Annotated in this window: 22 protein-coding genes; 9 read left to right on the top strand and 13 right to left on the bottom strand. The window is 68.8% G+C overall.

Annotated features, from left to right (window positions below; all coding sequences use genetic code 11):
• Positions 1-99: 99 nt before the first annotated feature.
• Positions 100-621 carry a SixA phosphatase family protein gene (locus IEY07_RS22465; RefSeq protein WP_188898120.1) on the top strand — a complete coding sequence of 174 codons (522 nt, stop codon included), beginning with the start codon at positions 100-102 and terminating at the stop codon, positions 619-621.
• A 9-nt stretch (positions 622-630) separates the two neighbouring features.
• Here IEY07_RS22465 and IEY07_RS22460 read toward each other — a convergent pair whose 3' ends face one another.
• Genes IEY07_RS22460 through ahcY form a run of 3 tightly spaced genes read right to left on the bottom strand, consistent with a single transcriptional unit; the run spans position 631 to position 3915 of the window.
• Positions 631-1455: a phytanoyl-CoA dioxygenase family protein gene (locus IEY07_RS22460; RefSeq protein WP_188898118.1), complete on the bottom strand. Its 825-nt coding sequence runs from the start codon at positions 1453-1455 to the stop codon at positions 631-633.
• A gap of 7 nt (positions 1456-1462) precedes the next feature.
• The gene (locus tag IEY07_RS22455) at positions 1463-2467 is read right to left on the bottom strand and encodes a small ribosomal subunit Rsm22 family protein (RefSeq protein WP_188898116.1); all 1005 of its coding nucleotides are present in this window, start codon (positions 2465-2467) and stop codon (positions 1463-1465) included.
• Between the two features lie 8 nt (positions 2468-2475).
• Positions 2476-3915, bottom strand: a complete 1440-nt coding sequence (gene ahcY / locus IEY07_RS22450) for an adenosylhomocysteinase (protein WP_229670542.1) — start codon at positions 3913-3915, stop codon at positions 2476-2478.
• A 174-nt stretch (positions 3916-4089) separates the two neighbouring features.
• On the opposite strand from ahcY, the gene IEY07_RS22445 reads away from it, so the two are divergent.
• On the top strand, positions 4090-5079 hold the full coding sequence (locus tag IEY07_RS22445) for an aldo/keto reductase (protein WP_188898112.1): 990 nt from the start codon (positions 4090-4092) through the stop codon (positions 5077-5079).
• Positions 5080-5238: 159 nt separating this feature from the next.
• Here IEY07_RS22445 and IEY07_RS22440 read toward each other — a convergent pair whose 3' ends face one another.
• The gene (locus IEY07_RS22440; protein WP_188898110.1) at positions 5239-6111 is read right to left on the bottom strand and encodes a LysR family transcriptional regulator; all 873 of its coding nucleotides are present in this window, start codon (positions 6109-6111) and stop codon (positions 5239-5241) included.
• Positions 6112-6309: 198 nt separating this feature from the next.
• Here IEY07_RS22440 and IEY07_RS22435 point away from each other — a divergent pair, with 198 nt between their 5' ends.
• From IEY07_RS22435 to IEY07_RS22420, 4 genes are all read left to right on the top strand, one after another.
• Positions 6310-7527 carry a DUF2786 domain-containing protein gene (locus IEY07_RS22435; protein WP_188898108.1) on the top strand — a complete coding sequence of 406 codons (1218 nt, stop codon included), beginning with the start codon at positions 6310-6312 and terminating at the stop codon, positions 7525-7527.
• Between the two features lie 74 nt (positions 7528-7601).
• Positions 7602-9032, top strand: a complete 1431-nt coding sequence (locus IEY07_RS22430; protein ID WP_188898106.1) for an aminotransferase-like domain-containing protein — start codon at positions 7602-7604, stop codon at positions 9030-9032.
• A 66-nt stretch (positions 9033-9098) separates the two neighbouring features.
• A complete protein-coding gene (locus IEY07_RS22425) occupies positions 9099-9314 on the top strand; it encodes a hypothetical protein (RefSeq protein ID WP_188898104.1) in 216 nt (71 codons plus the stop codon).
• Positions 9314-9826, top strand: coding sequence for a hypothetical protein (locus IEY07_RS22420; RefSeq protein ID WP_188898102.1), 513 nt, complete (start codon positions 9314-9316; stop codon positions 9824-9826). The genes IEY07_RS22425 and IEY07_RS22420 overlap by 1 nt, the downstream gene beginning before the upstream one ends.
• Here IEY07_RS22420 and aroQ read toward each other — a convergent pair.
• The 5 genes from aroQ to IEY07_RS22395 form a co-directional block, all read right to left on the bottom strand.
• Positions 9793-10218 (bottom strand): type II 3-dehydroquinate dehydratase, encoded by a 426-nt coding sequence (gene aroQ / locus IEY07_RS22415; RefSeq protein WP_188898100.1) that lies wholly within the window; start codon positions 10216-10218, stop codon positions 9793-9795. The genes IEY07_RS22420 and aroQ overlap by 34 nt on opposite strands.
• Positions 10219-10261: 43 nt before the next feature.
• Positions 10262-11296: a cation diffusion facilitator family transporter gene (locus IEY07_RS22410; protein ID WP_229670540.1), complete on the bottom strand. Its 1035-nt coding sequence runs from the start codon at positions 11294-11296 to the stop codon at positions 10262-10264.
• On the bottom strand, positions 11293-12333 hold the full coding sequence (locus IEY07_RS22405) for an SIS domain-containing protein (protein ID WP_188898098.1): 1041 nt from the start codon (positions 12331-12333) through the stop codon (positions 11293-11295). Before IEY07_RS22405 ends, IEY07_RS22410 begins: the two co-directional genes overlap by 4 nt.
• 7 nt (positions 12334-12340) lie before the next feature.
• Positions 12341-12595 carry a Trm112 family protein gene (locus tag IEY07_RS22400; RefSeq protein ID WP_188898096.1) on the bottom strand — a complete coding sequence of 85 codons (255 nt, stop codon included), beginning with the start codon at positions 12593-12595 and terminating at the stop codon, positions 12341-12343.
• A gap of 77 nt (positions 12596-12672) precedes the next feature.
• Positions 12673-13035 carry a DUF3499 domain-containing protein gene (locus IEY07_RS22395; protein ID WP_188898094.1) on the bottom strand — a complete coding sequence of 121 codons (363 nt, stop codon included), beginning with the start codon at positions 13033-13035 and terminating at the stop codon, positions 12673-12675.
• A 95-nt stretch (positions 13036-13130) separates the two neighbouring features.
• On the opposite strand from IEY07_RS22395, the gene IEY07_RS22390 reads away from it, so the two are divergent.
• Complete coding sequence (locus IEY07_RS22390; protein ID WP_188898092.1) at positions 13131-13568, top strand: metallopeptidase family protein; 438 nt, start codon at positions 13131-13133, stop codon at positions 13566-13568.
• Positions 13569-13588: 20 nt separating this feature from the next.
• Here IEY07_RS22390 and IEY07_RS22385 read toward each other — a convergent pair whose 3' ends face one another.
• The 3 genes from IEY07_RS22385 to IEY07_RS22375 form a co-directional block, all read right to left on the bottom strand.
• Positions 13589-15067: a DUF5719 family protein gene (locus tag IEY07_RS22385; protein ID WP_188898090.1), complete on the bottom strand. Its 1479-nt coding sequence runs from the start codon at positions 15065-15067 to the stop codon at positions 13589-13591.
• Positions 15064-18612 carry a glycosyltransferase family 2 protein gene (locus tag IEY07_RS22380; RefSeq protein ID WP_188898088.1) on the bottom strand — a complete coding sequence of 1183 codons (3549 nt, stop codon included), beginning with the start codon at positions 18610-18612 and terminating at the stop codon, positions 15064-15066. The genes IEY07_RS22385 and IEY07_RS22380 overlap by 4 nt, the downstream gene beginning before the upstream one ends.
• Positions 18613-18897: 285 nt before the next feature.
• A complete protein-coding gene (locus tag IEY07_RS22375; protein WP_308422970.1) occupies positions 18898-19182 on the bottom strand; it encodes a WhiB family transcriptional regulator in 285 nt (94 codons plus the stop codon).
• 350 nt (positions 19183-19532) lie between these two features.
• Here IEY07_RS22375 and cofD point away from each other — a divergent pair, with 350 nt between their 5' ends.
• Complete coding sequence (gene cofD, locus IEY07_RS22370) at positions 19533-20549, top strand: 2-phospho-L-lactate transferase (protein WP_229670538.1); 1017 nt, start codon at positions 19533-19535, stop codon at positions 20547-20549.
• Positions 20546-21442 carry a coenzyme F420-0:L-glutamate ligase gene (gene cofE / locus IEY07_RS22365; RefSeq protein ID WP_188898086.1) on the top strand — a complete coding sequence of 299 codons (897 nt, stop codon included), beginning with the start codon at positions 20546-20548 and terminating at the stop codon, positions 21440-21442. Before cofD ends, cofE begins: the two co-directional genes overlap by 4 nt.
• An 18-nt stretch (positions 21443-21460) precedes the next feature.
• On the opposite strand, the gene IEY07_RS22360 is transcribed toward cofE, so the two are convergent.
• Positions 21461-22540, bottom strand: a complete 1080-nt coding sequence (locus IEY07_RS22360; protein WP_188898084.1) for a mannose-1-phosphate guanylyltransferase — start codon at positions 22538-22540, stop codon at positions 21461-21463.
• Between the last annotated feature and the right edge of the window lie 37 nt (positions 22541-22577).

Below are 22577 nucleotides of genomic sequence, written 5' to 3'. Positions count from 1 at the left end.
TGTGGCAGGTGCGGGTCGAGAGCTGGTAGGCAGGATCTCACCGCCGTCTCGTAACCTTCCGGCCACTTTGGCCTTGACGAGTTTCCCTAGGGTTGGGTCATGAGCACCAGCCGCAGGATCTTCCTTCTCCGGCACGCCAAATCGGCCTGGGGACTCGACGTGCCCGACCATGAGCGTCCGCTGTCCGGCCGGGGACGACGGGACAGCGCCGCCCTGGGCCAGTTGCTGGCGGAGCGCCATGTCAACCCCGATCTCGTCTGGTGCTCCACTGCGGTCCGTGCGCGCGAGACCTGGGAGCGGGCAGTCGCCGCGGGCGCATCAGCCGGGACCGTGCAGTACGACGATCATCTCTACGAGGCAGTCGCCCACGAGTTGGTCAAAGTGCTACGCAAGACACCGGACGACGTCCGGACAGTGCTGCTGATCGGACATTCGCCGGCGGTCCCCGAGTTGGTCGACCGCCTGGCGCCGCGCAAGGGGCACAAGAATCTCTGGAAACGGATGGACGAGAAATTCCCGACCAGCGGTCTGGCCTCGCTGGACTACGACGGGAACTGGGCCGATCTGTCCAAACAGTCCGCCCGGCTGACCGACTTCGATGTGCCCCGTGGACAGAAGTAGCCCGCGCTCCTAGAGACCGTCGCGGTCGTGCCAGTCGTGCTGCCACCGTCCGTCGACGGCATCCGAGACGCGCTGGTAGCGGATGTCGGTGGACAGCCGCATGATGTGCGCAGGATCGACGTTGTCGAGTGCCGCGTGCACCATCTGCGCGGTATGCACCATCACGTCGCCCGCGGCGTAGTCGGTCATCAGCCATCGACCATCATGATCATCAGCGAGACCCGGCAGGTCGGCGGTGATCGAGGCCGCAGGCCGTTTCCGGACGCCGGCAGCTTCCTCGGCCTGCACCCAGTGGTGGCTGCCCTCCAGATAGATCAGCCCACCGCGCGGCACCGGGCAGTCACCCAGCGGGATCCAGAGGGTGAGCACTTCGTCGGTGCCCTCCCGCAGGTAGAGCAGGTCGTAGTGTGCCTGCGTGGCCTGCCCGATACCCGAATCCCCCGGTCGGGTGTGACGGATGATCTTGCGGCGGTGCAGGTGGACGTCGTCGCCGAGCAGCCACGAGAAGAAGTCGACGATCACCGGCTGCCGGCAGAACGCGTCGTACTCGGGTCCCGGCACGATCTCCCGGAACAGGATGTGCCGCAGCCGGGCTTGATCAACTTCGCCGCTGCCGTCCTCCCGCAGCCCGGCCTCGGCCAGTCGTGCGAAGTAGTAGCGCCGGAACTCCCCGACGACAGCTGGGTCCAGGAAATTGCGCAGCAACAGATAACCGTCGCAGTCCAGCCGGTTCCACAGCGCCTCGCGGGAGCGACGCTCCCCGTCCGGGACCGGCCGCAGCGCGCCCAGCCTGTGCGGCGCTTCGTCGAGCACATAACCGTTGGAGGTCAGCACACGATCACTATTCCACGCCCGGTGCCGGTGCGGGCCACGGGTCACCCCACTCGATCTTGCGGGCGGCCCGGTAGCGGTCCGCGTCGCGTTTGGCGATCGTGACGCGCTCCGCTGCGCCCGACGCCTGACAGCAGCTGAATTCGACGCGGCCCTTGGGAAACGACGGATGTCGCAGCACCCGCCCCTGAGGCCGCCGCACCGGTGTCGGTGCTGCGACCAGGTAGCTGAACTTCTCGTCCTCGAAGCCCAGCTCCGCACTCTTGGCCCGGCGATGGATGCTGCTCCGGTTGAGCCGTGCCGAGAAATGACACCAGTCCCGCTCCTGACCGGCCAGCGGGCAGTCGGCCTGATGCGGGCACGGTGCGACGATCTGCCAGTCGGCGGCGATGATCTGATCCCGTGCGTCCAGGATCCGGCGATAGCCGGTCTTGGTCCCCGGTTCGACGATGACCAGCAGGCGCCGGGCGCTGGCGAGTGCCGCGTCGAGCAATGCCGTACGAAGCCCGGCGTCGATCTCGCTCAGCAGGTAGCCGACGGTGATCAGGTCCGCTTCTCCCAATTCGATCCGGGAGTTGATCACCCGCTGTTCCCAGCTGGTCCGCCCCACCGGCCCGGAGGCCGACTTCTGCAGTCGCCGGCCAAGATCGATCGCCGCAACCGACTGCTCGATCACCCTGTGGTCCGCCACCTGGGGCCAGCGATCGGCGACTGCCCAAACCGCGGCGCCGGTGCCGCCGGCGATGTCCAGATGCCGTACGGACGCAGGGATACACGTGTCAGGTACCTGCTCGAGCACGGTCCGGATGGCCGCGTACGTCGCCGGCATCCTATAGACCGCGTACGCCAGAGCCTCCCGATCACCAGCCATGATCGGCCGGCCAGGCACCGCCGGTGTGTCGGCCTGGTAGCGCTCGATCAGCTGCCGGGTCGTCGCACCGAGTTGATCTTGCCGGGACTGCCCGTCCGACAACCGGGCGACAGCCGCGGCAAGATCACCCGGCAGCTCGAACACGAATCAGATCAGTAGCGGTACAAATCAGATTTGTACGGGCCCGCCGGATCGACGCCGAGGTAGGACGCCTGCACCGAGGTCAGCTCGGTCAGCTTGACGCCGAGCGAGTCCAGATGCAACCGAGCCACCAACTCGTCGAGCTTCTTCGGCAGCGTGTAGACGTTGACCGGGTACTCGTCCGGCTTGGTGAAGAGCTCGATCTGCGCCAGCACCTGGTTGGTGAAGGAGTTGCTCATCACGAAGCTGGGATGCCCGGTGGCGTTGCCGAGATTCAACAGCCGGCCCTCACTCAGAATGATGATCGAGTGCGCGTTGTCGGTGCCGGCCTCGAAGGTCCACTCGTGGACCTGCGGCTTGATCTCGTCCTTGACGATCCCGGGGATCCGGGCCAGACCGGCCATGTCGATCTCGTTGTCGAAGTGGCCGATGTTTCCGACGATCGCCTGATGTTTCATGCGGCTCATCTGGTCGGCCGTGATCACGTCCCTGCAGCCGGTCGAGGTGACGAAGATGTCGCCGTACGGGAGCGTCTCCTCCAGGGTGGTGACCTGGTAGCCGTCCATCGCGGCCTGCAGGGCGCAGATCGGATCGATCTCGGTGATGATCACCCGGGCGCCCTGGCCACGCAGCGATTCCGCACATCCCTTGCCGACGTCGCCGTAGCCGGCGACGACCGCGACCTTGCCGCCGATCAGGACGTCGGTGGCGCGGTTGATGCCGTCGATCAGGGAGTGCCGGCAGCCGTACTTGTTGTCGAATTTGGACTTGGTGACGGAGTCGTTGACGCTGATCGCCGGGAACAGTAGCGACCCTTCGCGGGCCATCTCGTAGAGCCGGTGGACACCGGTGGTGGTCTCTTCGGTGACACCCTTGACGGCGCCCGCGACCTCGACCCAGCGGGAGGAGCCGGAGCCGATCGACTTCTTCAGCTGCGCGAGGATGACGTGCAGTTCTTCGGGATCGTCGGCGCCGGCCTGCGGGACCTCGCCGGTCTTCTCGTACTCCGCACCCTTGTGCACCAGCAGGGTGGCATCACCACCATCGTCGAGGATCATGTTGGGCAGTTCGTCGCCCCAGTTGAAGATCTCGTTGGTGCACTCCCAGTACTCCTCCAGCGTCTCGCCCTTCCAGGCGAAGACCGGGACGCCCTTGGGGTCGTCCGGGGTGCCGTCCTTGCCCACCACGACGGCGGCCGCAGCCTCGTCCTGGGTGGAGAAGATGTTGCAGCTGGCCCAACGGACGTCGGCACCCAGGTCGACCAGGGTCTCGATCAGCACCGCCGTCTGCACAGTCATGTGGATCGACCCGGCGATCCGCGCACCGGTCAGCGGTTTGCTCGCGCCGTACTGGGCGCGCATGGCCATCAGGCCGGGCATCTCCTGTTCGGCAAGGGTGATCTCCTTGCGGCCGTAAGCGGCCAGGCCCAGATCTTTGACGCGAAATTCCATGTCGGCCAATCTATCGGGTCGGTTGGCCGAGGCGGCAATCATCGACGATCCTTCACCGATCGTGGCGCCAGTCAACCGATCCCGGAGCCTGCAGCGGATCCATCACCGCTGCTTCTCAATCCCACCACTTTTCACTGTTTGACTAATTGAGGGCCGTCGGTGAGGCTGGTCGATATGGAGTACACGCACCTCGGGCGCACCGGCCTGTCCGTATCCCGGATCTGCCTGGGCACGATGAATTTCGGCCCGCAGACCGAAGAGGCCGACTCACACAAGATCATGGACGCCGCACACGATGCGGGCATCAACTTCTTCGACACCGCCAATGGCTACGGCCGACAGATCTACCCCGGCCGCACCGAGGAGATCATCGGCAACTGGTTCGCCCAGGGCGGCGGACGCCGGGAGCGTACGGTCTTGGCCACCAAGCTCTACGGCGCGATGCCGTTCGAGGGCGCCGATGACAGCTGGCCCAACGCCGGCAAGCTCTCCGCGGTCAACATCCGCCGCGCCATCGACGAGAGCCTGAAGCGGCTGCAGACCGACCACATCGACCTGATCCAGTTCCACCACGTCGATCGCGACACTCCGTGGGAGGAGATCTGGCAGGCCATGGAGGTGGCCACCCAGCAGGGCAAGATCATCTACGTCGGCTCGTCCAACTTCTCCGGCTGGCACATCGCGCAGGCCCAGGCGGCTGCCGCGCAGCGGAATTTCCTCGGTCTGGTCAGCGAGCAGTCCTTCTACAACCTGATGACCCGTGACATCGAGCGCGAGGTCATCCCGGCAGCGCAGCACTACGGCCTGGGCATCATCCCCTGGTCGCCACTGCTCGGTGGTCTGCTCGGCGGCGTGGTGAAGAAGGAGCGGGAAGGCGTACGGCGCTACGAGGGTCGCGCGAAGGAAGCGCTGGAGGCCAATCGCGACGCTCTGACCGATTACGAGAACCTCGCCGACGAGCTGGGCGTGGAGCCCGGTGATCTTGGTCTGGCCTGGCTGCTGCACCGTCCGGGCATCACCGCCCCGATCATCGGCCCGCGGACCGCGGACCAGTTCGACAGCGCCGTTCGCGCGGTCGAGCTGAGGCTCGAACAGGGCGTCCTGGATCGTTTGGACGAGATCTTCCCGGGTTACAAGACGGCACCAGAGGACTACGCCTGGTGATCCCCCGAATGTGATCACCGCGACCACGGCACTCCCTTAACCGCCGCCGGTCGCGATGATCATGAACCGGAGCAATCCGGTCCGGCCATCCCGGCCCCGGCCCCACGACACATACCGGGCTCACAACTGCGTCGCGGGGCCGGGCCGGGATTTCTTGGTTCAGAGCGAGGCGAGGATCTGCTTCATCAACGCGAGCCCGGCCGGTCCTTGTTGTTCGGGGATCGCGATCGCGACATTCCAGTCCAGGTCCGGTTCCTTGACCGGGACCGAGCACAGTGTCTGCGGGCGCTTGTGCTTGAAATGCTCCGGCACGACGGCGACACCGAGCCCGTGCCCGACCAGATCGAGCAGGGTGTGGACGTCATTGACCTCCATGGTCACCCGGGTCCGCAGCCCGGCCGCGGTGAAGGCCCGTTCGGCGATGGACCGTGCCGCCCAGCCGGGCAGGAAGCCGACCTGCGGCTCCTCGGCGATCTCGTCCAGGGTGACTCCCTTGAGATCGGCGAACCGGTGCTCGGGATTGCAGAGGATCACGAACGACTCGGTCGATACCGGGACCGTACGCACCCCGGTGGGCAACGCGCCGGTCTCGGCCACCATGGCCAGATCCATCTGACCGTTGGCGATCCGCTCCACCAGATCGGCCGAGCCGTCGAAGCCGAGCCGGATCTCCACACCGGAGTGTTCGGTCCGGAACCTGGCCAGCTCACGGCCGAGATCAACGACCCCCAGGCACTGCTCGGTGCCGACACTGAGCGTCCCGCCCAGCACACCGCGTACGGACTCCACCGCGCGCCGCGCAGCCGCCGCGCTCGCCAGCGTCCGCCGCGCCTCGTCCAGGAGCGCCTCGCCGGCCTGGGTCAGCACCACCCGGCGGGTGCTACGGGTGAACAACGGCGTGCCGAGTTCGTGCTCCAGCGCACGCACCGATGCCGATAGTCCCGACTGGGAGATCTGCATCGCCTCGGCAGCACGGGTGAAGTGCTGCTCGGAGGCGACCGCGACGAAATGCTCGAGCTGCCTCAGTTCCACGCAGCCAGTGTACGGAGCCCGCCGTCGCGGGCCTGTGGACAGCGCCGCCGGATTGTCGCCGACCGCGATTATGGTCGTTGCCCGGAGCCGAGGGGTCGATGCGGAAGGGTCAGCGCGAGACGATCTGCGCGCGAGGGTCAGCGCGGAAGGGGCAGCACGGAGGACATCCGGCGCGTCATCGCGCTGCGGATCCGGCAGATGATCGATCACGGCGTCAGGATGGCGGCGTCGGGTCGGCCGGCCGATCTGATCGAGCGCGAACTCACCGACCTGTACGAGACCAGCGCCGCAGCGACCGAGGACTGGCTCGACCCGGAATTCGTGATCGGCGAAGAGATCATCACGATGATCGGGAATCGTTGGGAGCGAGGCTGGCAACCGGCGGACCTGCTGCACTATCTCAGCCGCAAGAACCCGAAGGTGGACGACCTCGGTGCGGCCGCGGCACGGGAGCAGTTGCGGCGCTCCGGACTTGATCAACGACTCCCACCCGAGTGGCAGCAGCAGCTTGACGGTCACCCCATCCGGCGGCCCCGTCCGACCGGCCGCGCGGACTGGCTCTTCGGCATCGATGCGGATCCCATCCGGGCCTGGCCCCGGGTGTTGCACCTGATGCTTCGACTGCGGCAGATGCATCCGCTGGCGCCCGTCGGGCCGCCACCCTCCCAATGGAGCCGGACGCCCCGATCCACGCTCGGTGCACAGGTGCGGACACCGCGGCCCCATCGCGACAGCGACCTTCTCGACCGGGTTCGCGCGTTGCTGGCGAAGGCCGAATCCACCACCTTCAGCGCCGAGGCCGAGGCGCTGACCGCCAAGGCGCAGGAGCTGACCGCCCGGCACTCGATCGACGAGGCCCTGGTGAACGCCGGAGGACCCGGCCGGCGCTACGACGTCTCCGCCCGCCGCCTGCACCTCGACAACCCGTACGCCATGACGAAGGCACTGCTGGTGCAGGAGGTCGCCGGGGCCAACCAGGTCCGGGCGATCTGGGACGAGGCAGCCGGCGCGAGCACCGTGATCGGCATGGAGGTGGATCTCGAGCAGGTCGAACTGCTGGTCACCTCACTGCTCGTCCAGGCCACCCGGGCGATGACCGAGGCCGCGCACGGCACCCGCTCCGGCAGCGTGAACCGTTCCCCCACCTTCCGCCGATCGTTCCTCTCGGCGTACGCGACCCGCATCGGCGAACGGCTGTCCGAGGCCTCGGACCGGGTGGCGGCCGAGTACGGCACCGAGCTCGTGCCGGTGCTGGCCGAGCGCAGGGCCGCCGTGGACGAGGCTGTCGACGAACTGTTCCCGCACGTCAGTCGCGGCGGCAGTCGGACGGTCGACCTGCGCGGCTGGCAGGCCGGCACTGCCGCCGCGGACCAGGCTGTGCTGCCACGTGGTCGGCTGTCCGGCGGGGGCGACTAGCGGCGGAGTTGCCGACACCGATCGGGCCCCGAAAATGGATCGCGTACCGATCCAATCTGGCTACGCTTGGCCACATGGACGCGCGTCGGGTCGTGGAGCTGCTCGGGCGCTGGTCGTCGGGCCGCGGGCCGCTGTATCTCCTGCTCGCCGGCCGCTTGCGGCAAATGATCGACGACGGCGATCTCGAGCCTGGCACCCGGATGCCGCCGGAGCGGCTGTTGGCCAGGACCCTGGCCGTCGGTCGCGGAACCGTCGTCAACGCCTACGAGCAACTGCGGATGGACGGCCGGGTCGTACGCCGCCAGGGCAGCGGCACGAGGGTGGCCGGCAGCACCGAACCGATACCGACCGGCGTCGAGCCGACGACCGATCCGATGTTCCTGGCCCGACTGGAGCCCGATGATCGCGTGATCAGCATGGCGTCGGCCGCCCCGGACCGACCGCCGGTGGAGGTGATCGAGGCGTACCGATCAGCGATCGACGAACTGGCGCTGCTCACCGACGTCGGTTACCACCCGATCGGATACCCGCGGCTGCGCGCCGCGTTGGCCCGCCGCTACTGCGAACGCGGCATGTCGACCCAGCCGGACCAGATCATGATCACCAACGGCAGCCAGCAGGCGCTGTCACTGCTGGCGACCAGCCTGCTGCGACCCGGAGACCAGGTCGCGGTCGAGGCACCGACCTATACCGGTGCACTCGAGGCGATCCGCGAGGCCGGCGCCGTCACACTTCCCCTCGGACTCGGGCTCGAGGGCCTCGGACACGCGGTCCGTGACCGTCGGCCGGCGTTGGCCTATGTGATCCCCACCAACCACAACCCCACCGGGACCACACTGCCCGCGCTGCGCCGCAATCGGCTGGCCGGGATCGCCGCAGAGGCGGGAATCCCGATCATCGAGGACGAGGTGCTGGCCGGCCTGACCTTCGCCGACGAACCGGCGCCACCGCCGATCGCCACCGATCGGCGCGGCACGGTGATCTCAGTGGGCTCGCTGTCCAAGTCGGTCTGGGCAGGGCTCCGGGTGGGGTGGATCCGGGCGCCCCAGGCGATCATCAACCGCGCCGCACGGATCCGGGCGATCCACGATCTCGGCGGCAACCTCCCCGTCCAGATGGCCGCCGCACAACTGGTTCCGATCCTGGACGAGTTGGCGCGCCGCCGGTCCCGGGCCCTCCAGGTCGGCCATGATCATCTGCGCGCCGAGCTGGCCGAGGCCATACCGGAGTGGACCACCGTGCCCGCCCTCGGCGGCCAGACCTTGTGGATCCGGCTGCCCCGCGGCGACGGCGCGTCCTTCACCCAGGCGGCGCTGCGACAGGGAGTCGCGATCCTGCCCGGCGACGGCCTGGATCCGTCCCGGCAGAGCACGGACCGGATCCGCATCCACTACGCGCTGGACAACGCACTGCTCAGTGAGGCGGTACAACGTCTGGCTGTGGCCTGGTCGAGCTACGCTGCCCCCGCCCGCGTGACCGCTCCCGTACCCGTGCTTGCCGTCTAGCTGATACGAACCAATCCGAGACGATTGGCTCTTCCGACCGGCTTCGCTCCGCCGCACCATCGAGGCATGTTCCTCGGTGTGTGCCCGGCGCGCGGCCGGCTGCTGATCGGCGACGAGTCCGTGCGCAATCTGTTCAACCTCGAGCCCGGCATGATCGTCATGCGATGGGAGTGCCCCTGCGGGGAGACCCACCTGACAGCTTACGGACGGATCGCGGAGTCCCGGCCGGATCGTGCCGACGCCGCGGTCCGTGCGGTCCGCACCCACCTGGACGTGGCGTGATGCCGGCCGCCCACGGTTCCGTCGTCGCGATCGGCGTACTGCTGTTCGCCCTGGCGCTGATCGGACTGGTCGTGCTGACCTGGCTCGGACTGCGCGACGGCGATGAACTCGACGACCTGAAGGTCACGATCGACGACGATCAACTCCGGCCTCCTGCCGGTCGGATCGCCGTACAGGTGGAGAATCCGGGTACGCGACCGGTGGTGATCACCGTACGGATCCGGTCCTCCTCACGAGCCGCCGCCTGGCTGGGCACACCGGTCGGCCGAAGGACCCTGCTGCGACGGGTGATCATGCCGCCCGACGAGGCGGTGGTCGAGGTGGTGCCGGCCGCGACCATCCGACGGATCGTCGTCACCGTCGACGAAGGCCTTCGCGGGCCGTATCTGCGGGTCGACACCACCGTCTACGACCGGCCGGGGCGGGTGCGCCGGATCTCACACCAGCTGGCGTACGTCCCGGACTGGCCCGATCTCGATCACGCCGCCAGCCGCCGCAGCGCCAGTTCGTAACCTTCGATCCCGAGCCCGGCGATCACCCCGGTCGCGTAGGCGGAGATCACCGAGTGGTGCCGGAACTCCTCGCGGGTGTGGATGTTGGAGATGTGCACCTCGATCAGGTCCGCGGTCCGCTGCGCGACGGCGTCGGCGACCGCGATCGAGTAATGGCTCCAACCGGCCGGGTTGAGGACCACCGGGAGCTGCTCGTCGGCGGCCTGGTGCAGCCAGCCGATCATCTCCGCCTCCGCGTCGGTCTGCCGGACCTCGATGTCGAGCCCGAGCTCGGCCCCGACCTTCACCAGGCGCTCCACCAGGTCGGCGTGAGTCGTGTGGCCGTACGTGTCCGGCTCACGTTTACCGAGCCGGCCCAGATTCGGTCCGTTGAGCACCAGCACCTTGGTCATGGGCACGACCTTAGTGGGCGGCGACATCCTGGGCACGGGGATCTCAGTGCGACGGCGCGGACGGGCGCTCGGGCCGCGAGGCCGGCTGGTAGGACGTGGAGTAGATGTCCGGCTCGAGGTAGAGCGAGGTGACCATCGGCTCGGCGGACCGGATCGCCACCTCGGCGCGGTCGATGGTCGCAGCGACCTCGGCCGCCGACTCGGTCGGGCTGACCGCGATCTTGGCAGCGACCATGATCTCCTCCGGCCCCAGATGCAGGGTCTTCATGTGGATGATCCGGTCGACCCCCTCCGTGGCCATCAGAGCGTCGGAGATGGTCCGGATGCTGTCCGGCGATGCGGCCTCGCCGAGCAGCAGGCTCTTGGTCTCGGTGGCCAGCGTGATCGCGACCGCGACCAGCAGGAAGCCGATCAGGGCAGTGCCGATCACGTCGAAGATCCCGTGTCCGGTGATCTTGGTCAACACCACGCCGAAGAGTGCGAAGACCAGGCCGATCACGGCCGCGGAATCCTCCAGCACCACCACCGGCAGCTCGGGTGCCTTCGCCGAGCGGATGTACTTGAAGAGCCGCTGCCGGCCCCGTGCCTTGTCGGACTCCCGCAGGGCGGTCCGCAGCGAAGCCCCCTCGGCGCAGATCGCGCCGATCAAAATCACGACTGGTACCCACCACCAGCGACCCATGTCGTGATGCTCGCCGGCCAGCACTTCCTGGAGCTTGTGCCAGGCCTCGTACAGCGCGAAGACGCCACCGATGCTGAACATCACGATCGCCACCATGAAGGCGAAGACATAGCGTTCCCGGCCGTAACCGAACGGATGCTCCTCGGTCGCTGCCTTTTGCGCCCTTCGCCCGCCGACCAACAAGAGGAACTGGTTGCCGGTGTCGGCCACCGAATGGATCGCCTCGGCCAGCATCGAGGAAACGCCGGTCAGTCCCCAGCCAGCGAACTTCAGTAACGCGATGAAGGTGTTGGCGGCCAACGCGGCGATGATCGCGCGATTGCTGTTGTGGCCCGGCTCCGGCTCGTCGTTGTCACTGTGGCCGGCTGGTTGCCCGCTCGTCGAGATGTCGGTCACAACGGGTCATCCTGCCAGACCGTACGGCGAAGACCCAGCGCGAGATAGACGGCCGCATACAGACCGGTCTGCAGCAGCCCGGCATAGCGGTCAAGATCACCGCCGGAGCCGAAGGTCACCGGACAGACCCGGATGTCGGCCCGTTCGGCAACGTCGCGGAGGGCGTACTGGGCTCTAAGCGTGAGTTGATCACCTGTACCGTCGTCCAAGATCACCAGCGCCGGCCGCCGTTCCTCGGGCTGCGGATCCTCGAACGGATCGTCGAAAAGATCTTTCGGCGCCACTCCACCGAGCACCGCCAGCAGTTCGCTGGAGTCGGCGGCCAACGCGATCCGACCACTGGCAGCCCGCAACGCCTCGGCGACCCGCCGGCTGGCCCGGCCGGCCAGCACCGAGCCGCCCCAGACCAGCGGCTGCGCCTCGGCCAGCCCGAGCGCGATGTCCTTGGCCGGATTCTCCGAGACGTCGAGAAACGGCGAGCAGTCCTCCGCGACCCGGTCGAACGCAGCCGCTACCGACTCCGGATCGACCTGCGGACCGAGTTGCATCCGGTGCAGAGCGGCCAGCATCACCACGGCAGCAGCCAGTACGTCCCCGGTCCGGGTCGGGATCATGATCGTGTCCCGGCCGCCGACCTCGTCGGCGATCGCCGACGGCTGCGGACAGGCGATGATCAACTGACTGCCCCGGCGCCTGGCCTGGTGGGCGGTGGCGATCAGGTCGGCGTCCGCGCCGTCGGTGGCCAGCACGACGACCAGGTCCAACGCGCCGACCCAGCCCGGCAGGCCGTGCCGCGGCCAGGCCAGGAACGGCACCGGGCAGGTGGGCTCAAGCAGGGCGCGGACCAAGCGGGCCTCGGCACCGGCGACGATCACCGCACGCGGCCGGGACAACTCGCTGACCGCCGCCAGCGCGTCGGTGGCCTGCTCGGCCTCGGTCCGGATCCGTGCCCCGGCCTGGGCGAGCCGGCGCAACATCGGATCGGCCGCGGCGAGCGCGTCCCGGTCGTCCAGCAGCGAGTCGTCGAAGAACGGCATCGCCGGACTATTCGGTGTCCGGCGCCGGGTCGGCCTGTGCCTCGACCTGTGCCTCGGTCTTCACCGCGGGCTTCGGCTCGCGCTGCGGCGACCTGGCCTCGTCGACCAACAGCACCGGAATGCCGTTGCGCACCGGATAGGCCAGGCTGCAGTCCGGTGCCGTGCACACCAACTCGTCGCGATCGTGGTCGACCGCAAGACTGCCGTGGCAGTTGGGGCAGGCCAGGATGTCCAGCAGCTCGGGCACCAACTCAACCGGCATCGTTCCTCCTCGGATCTGCGCAGGTAGCGACACCTGAGCTTAGTGGCCCGATCGGGTCCCGGAGCCAGCCTCGGGAATCAGGCTTCGGGGTCGGCCAGCACAGTGAGGTGACCGCGACGGGCGACCTCGATCATCGAGGATCTGGCCGGCGGCTCGTCCTCGGCACCGTAGTTCAGGCCGACCTCGCGGACAGCATCGGCCAGCGCCAGCAGGTCGTCGTCGCTGGGCTCGGGATCGGTGAAATCCTCGGCGAGGCGGATGACCTCCCAGCCGCGCGGTGCGGAAAGATTCAGGGAGTGCCGCCGGCAGAGGTCGTAGCCGTGCGGCTCGGCCCGGGTGGCCAGCGGCCCGATCACGGCGGTCGACTCGAGGTAGACATAGGTCAGGGTGGCGACCGCCCGCTCATCGCACCCGCTACGGGAGCAACTTCTCGACGTCACCCCCGCACGCTACCGCCGTTGCACCAGCCGATGGAGCAGTGACACCCGGTCCGCGGGACACTCCCGGGACCGGCCCGCAAGTACACTCATCGATCATGTCCACCCGGCGGCGAGATCGGCACGGGCGCGGCCTCCGCGGCCCGCTGGCGACCACGAATCCTCTCACTGGTACGGCCGTCGAGCCGGTCGGCCCGCCCGGCCGGGCGACCTTCTTCGAGGAGGCGCTGCAGGCGTCGATCGACCGGGTCCAGGCCCACTGTCCGGAGGCGCTGGTGGGGATCGTCTTCGGGGTCGAGGAGGTGCCGTTCCTGCAGACCGCCTGGTCGGGGGAGAAGGTGCCGCTGGCCGCAGCGGTCGCTCCGACACCGGCCGCGCTGGGTCGGGTGGTGCTCTACCGCCGCCCGCTGGAGCACCGGGCGGCGACCCGTCCGGGCCTGCAGATCCTGGTGCACCGGACTCTGGTCGAACAGCTGGCCGCGCTGACCGGGCTGAGCATCGGCGAGATCGATCCGGACGCCGACGACGAGGACTGAGTCCCGTCACACGGCAGTGGTCACTGCGTGACCCGCGGATTCTCCACCGGCACCCGCGCCCGACCGGCCAGGCCCGGGGTGACGAAGGACGCTGCCGCCAGCCCGGCGACGCTGCCGGAGGTCTGGGTGAGCGTCACACCGCCGTACAGGGACGATCCGACCGGGGCCCGCAGCACCAGGAAGGCCGGTCCGGCCTGGGTCACCCGGCGTTCGATCGAGGCGCCCGCCGGAACCGGCACCTGCTCGTGGTAGAGCGCGACGCCGTCGGCGTTGTAGAGCGTCACATCGGCGTTGCTGGCCGTGGTGCCGCCGTTGCTGATCGCGAATTCGGTCTCGGTGCCGTCGATCGCGGTCGCCGGAGCGATCCCCATCCCGCTGACCGGCGACTGAGCGGTGGTGACCGCGATATCGCTGGCTTCCTTGCTCGCCGAGCGTTCGGACTGCACCGCTGACACGATCGGCTGACTGCTGGTCACCCGGAGCGCGCCGATCGTCTTGGCCAATCCGGATGCGACGTCGACGGTGGTCGAGCCGCCCGGGCCGATCGACACCGAGGCCGCGTTCGCGGGCGCGAACGGTCCGTCCGGACCGAGGACCTCGACTTTGACGTCGGCACGCCGCTGGCCCGGGTTGAAGATCACCAGCTTGCGGTAGCCATCGCCGCCCGGCACCGCCGGGATGATCTGGGTGCCAGCCGGCATGGCCGAGGCGGGATGCCAGTCGACACCGGTCGGGTCGCCGTGGGAGTCGGCGCGCAGGTCCCGGGAGATCGCCGAGACCCGGCCGACCGAGGCTTTGACGCGGACCGAGATGCTGCCGCTGACACTTCCGAGCAGATCCTCCAGCGAGAGCGTACGGCTGGTGCCGGCCGGGATGATCAGGCCGGATGCGCCGGGGACCGTCAGCAACCCGTGCGGCCCGAAGAACTCCAGATCGACCTCGGCCTGCCGGTCGTCGGGATTGGTCAGCACCAACTGGCTGCGCAGGGCCGCCGTGGCACCCAGTCCCGTGAACCACTGCTCGACCACCGGCGCCGTACAGGGTCCCAGCGACAAACCGCGGTCCTCGCCGGTGTCGGTCTGGCCGTAGACCATCCCTGCCGACGCTCCGGCCATCACGCCGTCGGCGACCAGGACGACCGAGGAATCCGGTGAGCTGATGGTCTTGCTCTGGCCCTGGCGGTCGATCGACAACAGCGGTGAGCTGGTGTCGCCGGCACCCAGCGAGCGACCCGTCAACGTGCCGGTGGCACCGACCTCGGCAGTCGCAGAAGCGCCGAAGACCTGGGATTCGGAGTCGTCGGAGCCCTTGCCGGTGCCCAGGGTGCCGGTCGTGCAGACCGAGCTCGTACGCCCCTGGATCGGCACCGCGGCCGCGGTGGGATCCGGTCGCTGGGTCGGGACGAGGGTGCCGGCGACCGCGATGGCCGCCGCGGCGACCGCGGCGAAGGCGACCACCGCCGGACCCCGGACGGCACGCGGAACCGATCGCCTGCTCATGAGGCACCCTTCCACGGTCCGGTCTGCCCGGACTCGACCGGTGCCTCGCCCCGGCGCAACGACTCCAGGGTCGTGGTGCCCAACAGGTTCTCACCGCTGGTGCCGCCGGTCGAGGTCGTCACCCCGTCGGAGGTCGTGATCAATCCGCCGGTCATGGTCAGGCCGGTGAGATCGTTCAGCTCGGTCATGATCATGCTGTCGGACAGTTGCAGCCGGCCGTTCGGGCCGACGGCCGCGACCCGGCGCGCGACCTGGACCGGGTCCCGTACCTCGGGCCTGCGGATACCCGGGGCGGCCAGCACCAGAGTGATCAGCAGCGCGATCCCCTGCCCCAGCGGCAGCCACGGGATCGGGCTGTCCAGGTGGTAGCGCAGCACCCCGCCCGCAGCCGGCACGGTGAAACTCTGCTGCCAGTTGCCGTCCCGCAGCGGCGTCAGCGGGCGACCGTCCAGGGTCGCCTGCCAGCGCGGGTCGACCGGCACGCCGAGCCGCAGCACCCGCTGCAGACTGCTCGCCGGGATCCGTACGCCGTCCGGATCACTGCCCAGCCGGGTCACCTGCTGACCGGAAACCAGCCGGACCCGCGAGGTGGGCTGGCTCAGCTGCCAGACGGCGCCGCTGGCGCTGCCGCTGGCGGGCGCGAGCCCCGGTGTGTTGGTGATCCGGGAGCGTACGTCGTCATTGGCGCCGCTGACCCACACATAGTTGATGCCCAGATCGGCGAGATCGGAGGCCAGATCGGTGTCACCGGAGCCCGACACCAGACGCGCCACCACCCCCGCGGCCTCGTTCCTGGCAGCCTGGGAGCCACCGAAGCTGTCGCCGCGCTCGGGATCTCCGAGCCGGCTCTGATCGCCTTGGATCACCGAGTAGTCGGCCTGGCTGCCGTGCAGATCGATGGCCAGCGTCCGGACCTGGTTCGGGCCGGTCTGTTCGTCGACGATGTAGGACGGGATCGCGGCCAGCTGAGTGCGATGGATCGGGCCGGCCATGCCGTCCAGCACCCACCAGCCGGCGCCGCCCATACAGATCACCGCAGCCAGCACACCGGCCAGCACACTGAGTGGCTGCACGACCGAGAAACTCTGCTGGCCGAGATCCTTGGTGTAGCCGTCCACGCCGATGCCACCGGCGAGGATCAAGGCCCCGAAGGCGGTCAGCAGATAGATGCCGACGTACGGGCGCGTCTGGACACCGGCCGGCGGCACCTCGACCAGCAGCCGGGAAAGTCCGACGGCGACCGCCAGACAGACCAGCCCGATCAGCCAGCCGGCGATGACGGCGCGACGCCGGTAGCCGCGCAGCAGCCCGACCAGTCCGACCGCCCAGAACGACCCGAAGATGATCAGCCCGACCCACAGCGGCGGAAGCCCGGCGCCCCCGTCGCGCCCGAACAGGAAGAAGACGGCCGAGCCCGGCACCGCGGTCGGCTCGAGTGCAGGATCCGGTCCGGTCAGCAACCGGCCCCAGGACGAGAAAATCGTCGGCCACCACGGGCTGAGGATCACGACCGGCACGCCGATCGCGATCACCAGCCGGCCGATCTTGCGGGGTGTCCGGGCGACAGTGAATGCGGCGACGACGGCGGTCAGCGCAGCGATCAGGATCAGGGCCGGGACAAAGGCGCCGAGCACCGTCAGGGCGACGCCGGCACCCCAGCCGCCGCGCCAGGCTTCCGGGTAGCCGGCCCGGCGCAGCACCAGCGCCCGGCCGGCGATGGCCAGCACCGGCAACATGATCGCCGCGACGCTGAGCACCAGCCGGCCCTGATTGCTGCCGCCGAGCAGTACCGGAAGCAACGCGTAGCTGACTGCGACCCACAGCCGTACGCGGCGGTCGTCGATGGTGCGCCGGATCAGCGGATAGACGCTGAGCAGAGCGAGCGGGACGGTGCCGACCAGCAGCACGGTGACCAGCCATTCCGGCTGGCCGAAGAAGATCGTCGAGGCGGCCGCGACCAGACCGGTCCACGGTGCCGTCGTGGTGTGCGGGGCCCCCGGGATCGCGTCGAGGAAATTGTGCCAGAGCCGGCCGAGGTCGGTGGTGATCGGCAGCAACTGCGGCCCGGCCAGCGACCCGAGCCCGATCACCCGGCGGGCGGCGACCACACTGGTGATCACGCTCAGCACCACGGTGATCACGATCGGGCTGAACCACGGGTTGGACCGGCGCTCGTCCGGGCTGCTGGGCAGCTCGTCGCTGGTCAGCTCGTCCAGGCTGGCGGCTTCCGGTTCGGTGCCGGCGATCTCGACGTAGCGGTTGCCGATCGCCGTGGTGAGGACGTCGACCGCGGCCTTGATCCCGGTGAACCGACCCGGGCGCAGCCGTTCGACGACCGCCCGTCCCCGAGGCGTGATCCGCCCGGATCTGATCCGGTGCCGCATGCGGCTGATCCGACGCGGGTGCCGGACGAACGACCGGGCAGCAGCCAGTTCGGCGCCGGCCCGACCGGGCGCCTTGCCGATCAGATAGACGATCGCCCGCAGCACCGATCCGAGCACCAACCGCAGCCAGACGAACGGCAGCCGTGCTGCAGGAGCGTGGGCGGCCACCAGGGCCATGCCGAATTCGCGGTCGATCTTCTCCGGGCTCGAGCCGCCGACCCCACTGGGCCGCAGCCCGGCCCGACCGACCTGACGGTGGACCACGGCGGACGCCGGAGTGGTGAGCACCTTGTGCCCGGCGAGCTGGGCACGCCAGCCGAATTCGACGCCGTCGCGGAAGCCCGGCATCGCCGGGTCGAATCCGCCCAGCTCGTCCCAGACGGAACGGCGGACCAGCATCGCGCAACTGGAGACCGCGAGCCGGCGGGCCGGCTGGTCCCGCTGCCCCTGGTCGATCTCGCCGGTGTCGAGCCCGAGGTGCCGGCGGCCGGAGCTGGAGATCGAGACGCCGATCTCGCTGATCTGGTACGGCCGGTGCCGGCGGCGGGGCCGCAGCAGTTTCGGTCCGGTGATGTCGATGGTCGGATCGCTGACGACGTGTCCGAGCAGCTGGGCCAGCGCCTCGGGGGCGGGTGCCGCGTCGTCATGCAGCAGCCAGAGCCAGTCGTGCGGGCCGACCGCAGCAGCGGTCTCGGGGTGGGCGACGGCGTCCTGGGAGAGGGCGGACCGGATCGCGTCGCCGTAGCCGTAGCCGTGCCGGCCGAGGTAGACGGCGTCGATCTCGCGCCGTTGGATGGCGTCGTCGAGCAGGTCGAGAGTGTTGTCGGTGCTCTCGTTGTCGATCGCGATCACCCGGTCGGGGCGGCGGGTCAGGCCGGCGAGCGCGGTCAACGTCTCGGCGAGCCAGCGCCCGGCATTCTGGCTGACCAGTACGGCCGTCACCCGACAGTGCGAGATGTCGATGATGACGGGCTGGTCCTCGACCGACGCCCACGCCCACGGGTCGTCCGGATCGAGGAGATCCACTCCGGAGGCCACGGCGGCCGGCGGGCCGGCTACCGGGCGATCGAGCAGTGGTGCGGTGACACGGGGCAGGAAGGTGGTGTCGCCGGGATCAGCCGACCTGTCGGGGTGTGTCCCCGGTGCCACGCTGTCGTCCATCGCCTGCCTGCAGAATCCTTCGCCGCTGTGGAGTCTCCGTGTCCATTCCGTTACACGGGCGGCCACTACTGTATGCGAGGACCGAAGGCGAAGGCCATTCTCCGCCTGTGCTGCGCTCAGTACGCCGGTGGACTCAGTGCTCCGGCAGCCGGGTCCCGGTCGAGGGTCGGGACCGGTGGACGCCAGCTGCGGGCGCGGTCGGGCTGGGGTCGTCTCGGAGGCGGATTTGGGCCGTCAGATCTCCGATCCGCGGCGAATGCCACGGATCCGGCCCTCGGCACCGGACTAGACGGCCCGGCGCTTGAGTTTGCGGCGCTCCCGTTCGCTCAGCCCGCCCCAGATCCCGAACCGCTCGTCGTTGGCGAGCGCGTAATCCAGGCAGTCGGACCGGACATCACAGGACAGGCAGACCTTCTTGGCCTCCCGGGTGGAGCCGCCCTTCTCAGGGAAGAACGCCTCCGGATCGGTCTGGGCGCACAGCGCTCGCTCCTGCCAGGCCAGTGCACCGTCGTCGTCGAAACCGGCTCCCGGATCCAGGACAGTCGGATCCAATCCGTAGTCCTCCATCATGCTGCCTCCTCGACCCTCGATCGCCCGTGTTGCTCCGGCACCGCTCGCGGAACGCTGCGCAACGAACAACATGAGTGAAATTACATGCCTGTCAATACCGATAAGTCAAGTGCGAGCATGGTAGAAGCGCTGCCAATATCACATCGGCGGGCCACCGGCCAACCGCTCGTTGGCGGCGCTCACAGGCTGGTTGAGCCGCCCCGAACCGGGTATCGGGAATTTGGCAGAGAATTTGAATCCGGGTTTCCGAATTGATCAGTCTGTGATCTCGCCGGATATTGCGTTCGAGAGCGCTCGGCGAACACCCTCGGCAGTCCGGTTTGCCGGCCCGCGACCACGCGGATCCCCTGATGCTGGACCGAACCGCCCCCGATGCGAGACTGGTGGACGTGCAGATCGCGGTTGTCGCCGGTGGCGTCGGTGGTTCACGTTTCGTCCGGGGAGTACGCCACGCCTACCCCGACGCCCGGTTGACGGTCATCGTCAACACCGCCGACGACATCAGGCTGCACGGGCTGCACATCTCCCCCGACCTGGACACGATGATGTACAGCCTGGGCGACGCGATCGATCCCGAACGCGGCTGGGGACGGGCCGACGAGACCTGGCGGGTCGGCGCCGAACTGGCCGCCTACGGCGTCGAGCCGACCTGGTTCGGGCTCGGCGACCTGGACCTGGCCACCCATCTGGTCCGCACCCAGATGTTGGACGCCGGCTATCCGCTCTCAGCGGTCACCCAGGCGTTGTGCACCCGCTGGCTGACCGATTCCGACCATCTGCAACTGCTGCCGATGACCGACGACAGGGTCGAGACCCACGTCGTCATCGATGCTCCGTCGGCACCCTCCGGGGTGCGGGCCGTGCACTTCCAGGAGTACTGGGTGAAGCTGCACGCCGAGCCCGAGGCCCGGCAGGTGCTGCAGGTGGGCATCGAGAAGTCCCGTCCCGCCCCCGGCGTGATCGAGGCGATCACCGAGGCCGACCTGGTGCTGGTGGCCCCCAGCAATCCCGTCGTGTCGGTCGGGCCGGTGTTGGCCGTGCCCGGCATCCGTACCGCGATCATCGCGACCAAGGCACCCGTCGTCGGCTTCTCCGGGATCATCTCCGGTGCTCCGGTGCTGGGCATGGCGCACCGCCTGCTGCCGGCGATCGGGGTCGACGTGGACGCTGCCGCGGTCGGCCTGCACTACGGCAGCCGTGCCGCCGGTGGCATTCTGGACGGCTGGGTGATCGACGACACCGACGCCGGTCTGCTCCCCCGGCTCGCACAGGCCGGGCTGACCGCGGTCAGCACCGATCTGATCATGAAGGATCCGGCGGCAACCTCCCGCTTCATCCAGTACGGCGTGAAGCTGGCCACCGAGTGATCGAGATCTTCGCACTTGCCGGCATCGGCGAGATCGTCCCGGGCACCGACCTGGTCACGGTGATCGGTGACGCGACCCAGGCATCCGACCGCAGCCGGCTGCGGGGCGGCGATGTCCTGGTGATCACGTCCAAGATCGTCAGCAAGGCCGAGGGCCGGTTCGCCGACGCCGAGGACCGGCAGTCGGTGATCGACTCCGAGACCGTACGGACCGTCGCCCGTCGGCAATCGATGGGGATCGTCGAGACCCACCACGGGCTGACCCAGGCCGGCGCCGGGGTGGACAACTCCAATGTCGATCAGGGTCGGATCCTGTTGTTGCCGGCCGATCCGGACGGCAGTTCCGAGCGGTTGCGGGCCGGTCTGGCCGCACGCTTCGGCGTCCGGATCGGAGTGATCATGTCCGACACTGCCGGTCGCGCCTGGCGGATCGGCCAGACGGACCACGCGATCGGGTCGGCAGGGGTCACGGTCCTTGATCGCTATGCGGGCCGCGTCGACAGCTACGGCAACGAACTGCACGTCACGGCGATCGCGATCGCCGACGAGCTGGCGGCGGCCGCCGATCTTGCCAAGACCAAGCTGGGCGGCAATCCGGTGGCGATCATCCGCGGCATCGGTGATCATGTCGTCGACCCGGGACCGGTGGCCCGCGAGTTGCTGCGGACCGGTGAGGAAGATCTTTTCTACCGCGGCACTCGGGAGGCTGTCCTCGGCGCGATCCTGTCAGCGGTCGGGCGCGCCGACCGCTACGAGGACGTCGTACGGCTGTGGGACCGCGACGCGCTCCTCGCGGCCATCACCGCTGATCTTGAGCTGACCGACCCGGAACTGATCATGATCCGGAAGTTGATCACTGCAGCCCAGCCGCTCTGGCCACCGCCCGATCGCTGAGCCCGTCGAAGCGCAGTGCTAGGCGTACGAGGTGCCCATCCGCTCCGTGACCTCGGCGACCAGCTCCTTGATCCGCTCGGCCTCGCTCATCGGGCAGACCAGGGTCACCTGCGGCGTCTGGACGATCACGGTCCCGGACAACCCGACCACCGCGACCACCCGGCCGTCCTCGTCGGTGTTGATCACGACATTGTCGGAACTGTCCACCAGCACGCTATGCCCGGTGGTGGCGTTGCCGGCGTGATCACGCGGCAGCTGCGTGCTGAGCGCCTCGAACCCGCCGACGTCGTGCCAGGTGATCGGGAGTCGTACGGCCAGCACCTGGGCGGTGCCTTCGCCGCGCGAGACCGGCTCCATCACCGCGTAGTCGACGCTGATCTTGGGCAGCTGCGGATAGAGATCATCGCGCCGGGACGGATCGTCGGCGATCGTCTCGAGAATGTCGTACGCGTCCGGCCGCAATTGCCGCAGTTGATCAAGAAAAGTGGCGACCCGCCAGACGAACATGCCCGAATTCCACCAATACCGCCCCGAGGCCAGATAACTCTCGGCGGTCTCCCGGTCCGGTTTCTCGGTGAAACTGGCGACCATCGACACGTCGCCGTGACCGGCCAGCGCCGGCCCGCGCTGCAGATAGCCGAAACCGGTGTGCGGTGTGGTCGGCACGACGCCGAAGGTGATCAGCGAATCGGCGTGTGTCTCGGCGAGCCGGAACGCCTTCTGCAGCGCCGCGCGCAGGGTCGACACCGGATTCATGATCTGGTCCGAGGTCACCGACGCCATCACCGCATCGGGATCGCGCCGGGCGAGCACGGCCGCCGGGAACGCGACCGCATTCAGCGTGTCGCGACCGACCGGTTCGCCGAGGATATTCTCCCGCGGGATCTCCGGCAGCTCGGCATGGATGGCGTCACCGAATTCGGAGCCGGTGCACACGAGCACCTGCTCGTCGGGCACCAGACCCTGGATCCGCTCGTACGCGATCCGCAACAGGGTCTTGCCGTTGACCAGGTTCAGCAGCTGCTTGGGAGTGCCCTGCCGGGACAACGGCCACAACCGCGTTCCGGACCCACCGGCGACAATGACCACATAACGCATGACCGCCAGAGTAGAGGGCCGACCCGGGGTCTGCGCC

It is taken from the genome of Microlunatus endophyticus (genome assembly GCF_014646195.1).
GTDB lineage: Bacteria > Actinomycetota > Actinomycetes > Propionibacteriales > Propionibacteriaceae > Microlunatus > Microlunatus endophyticus.
This window is presented reverse-complemented; position numbering and strand designations above follow the sequence as displayed.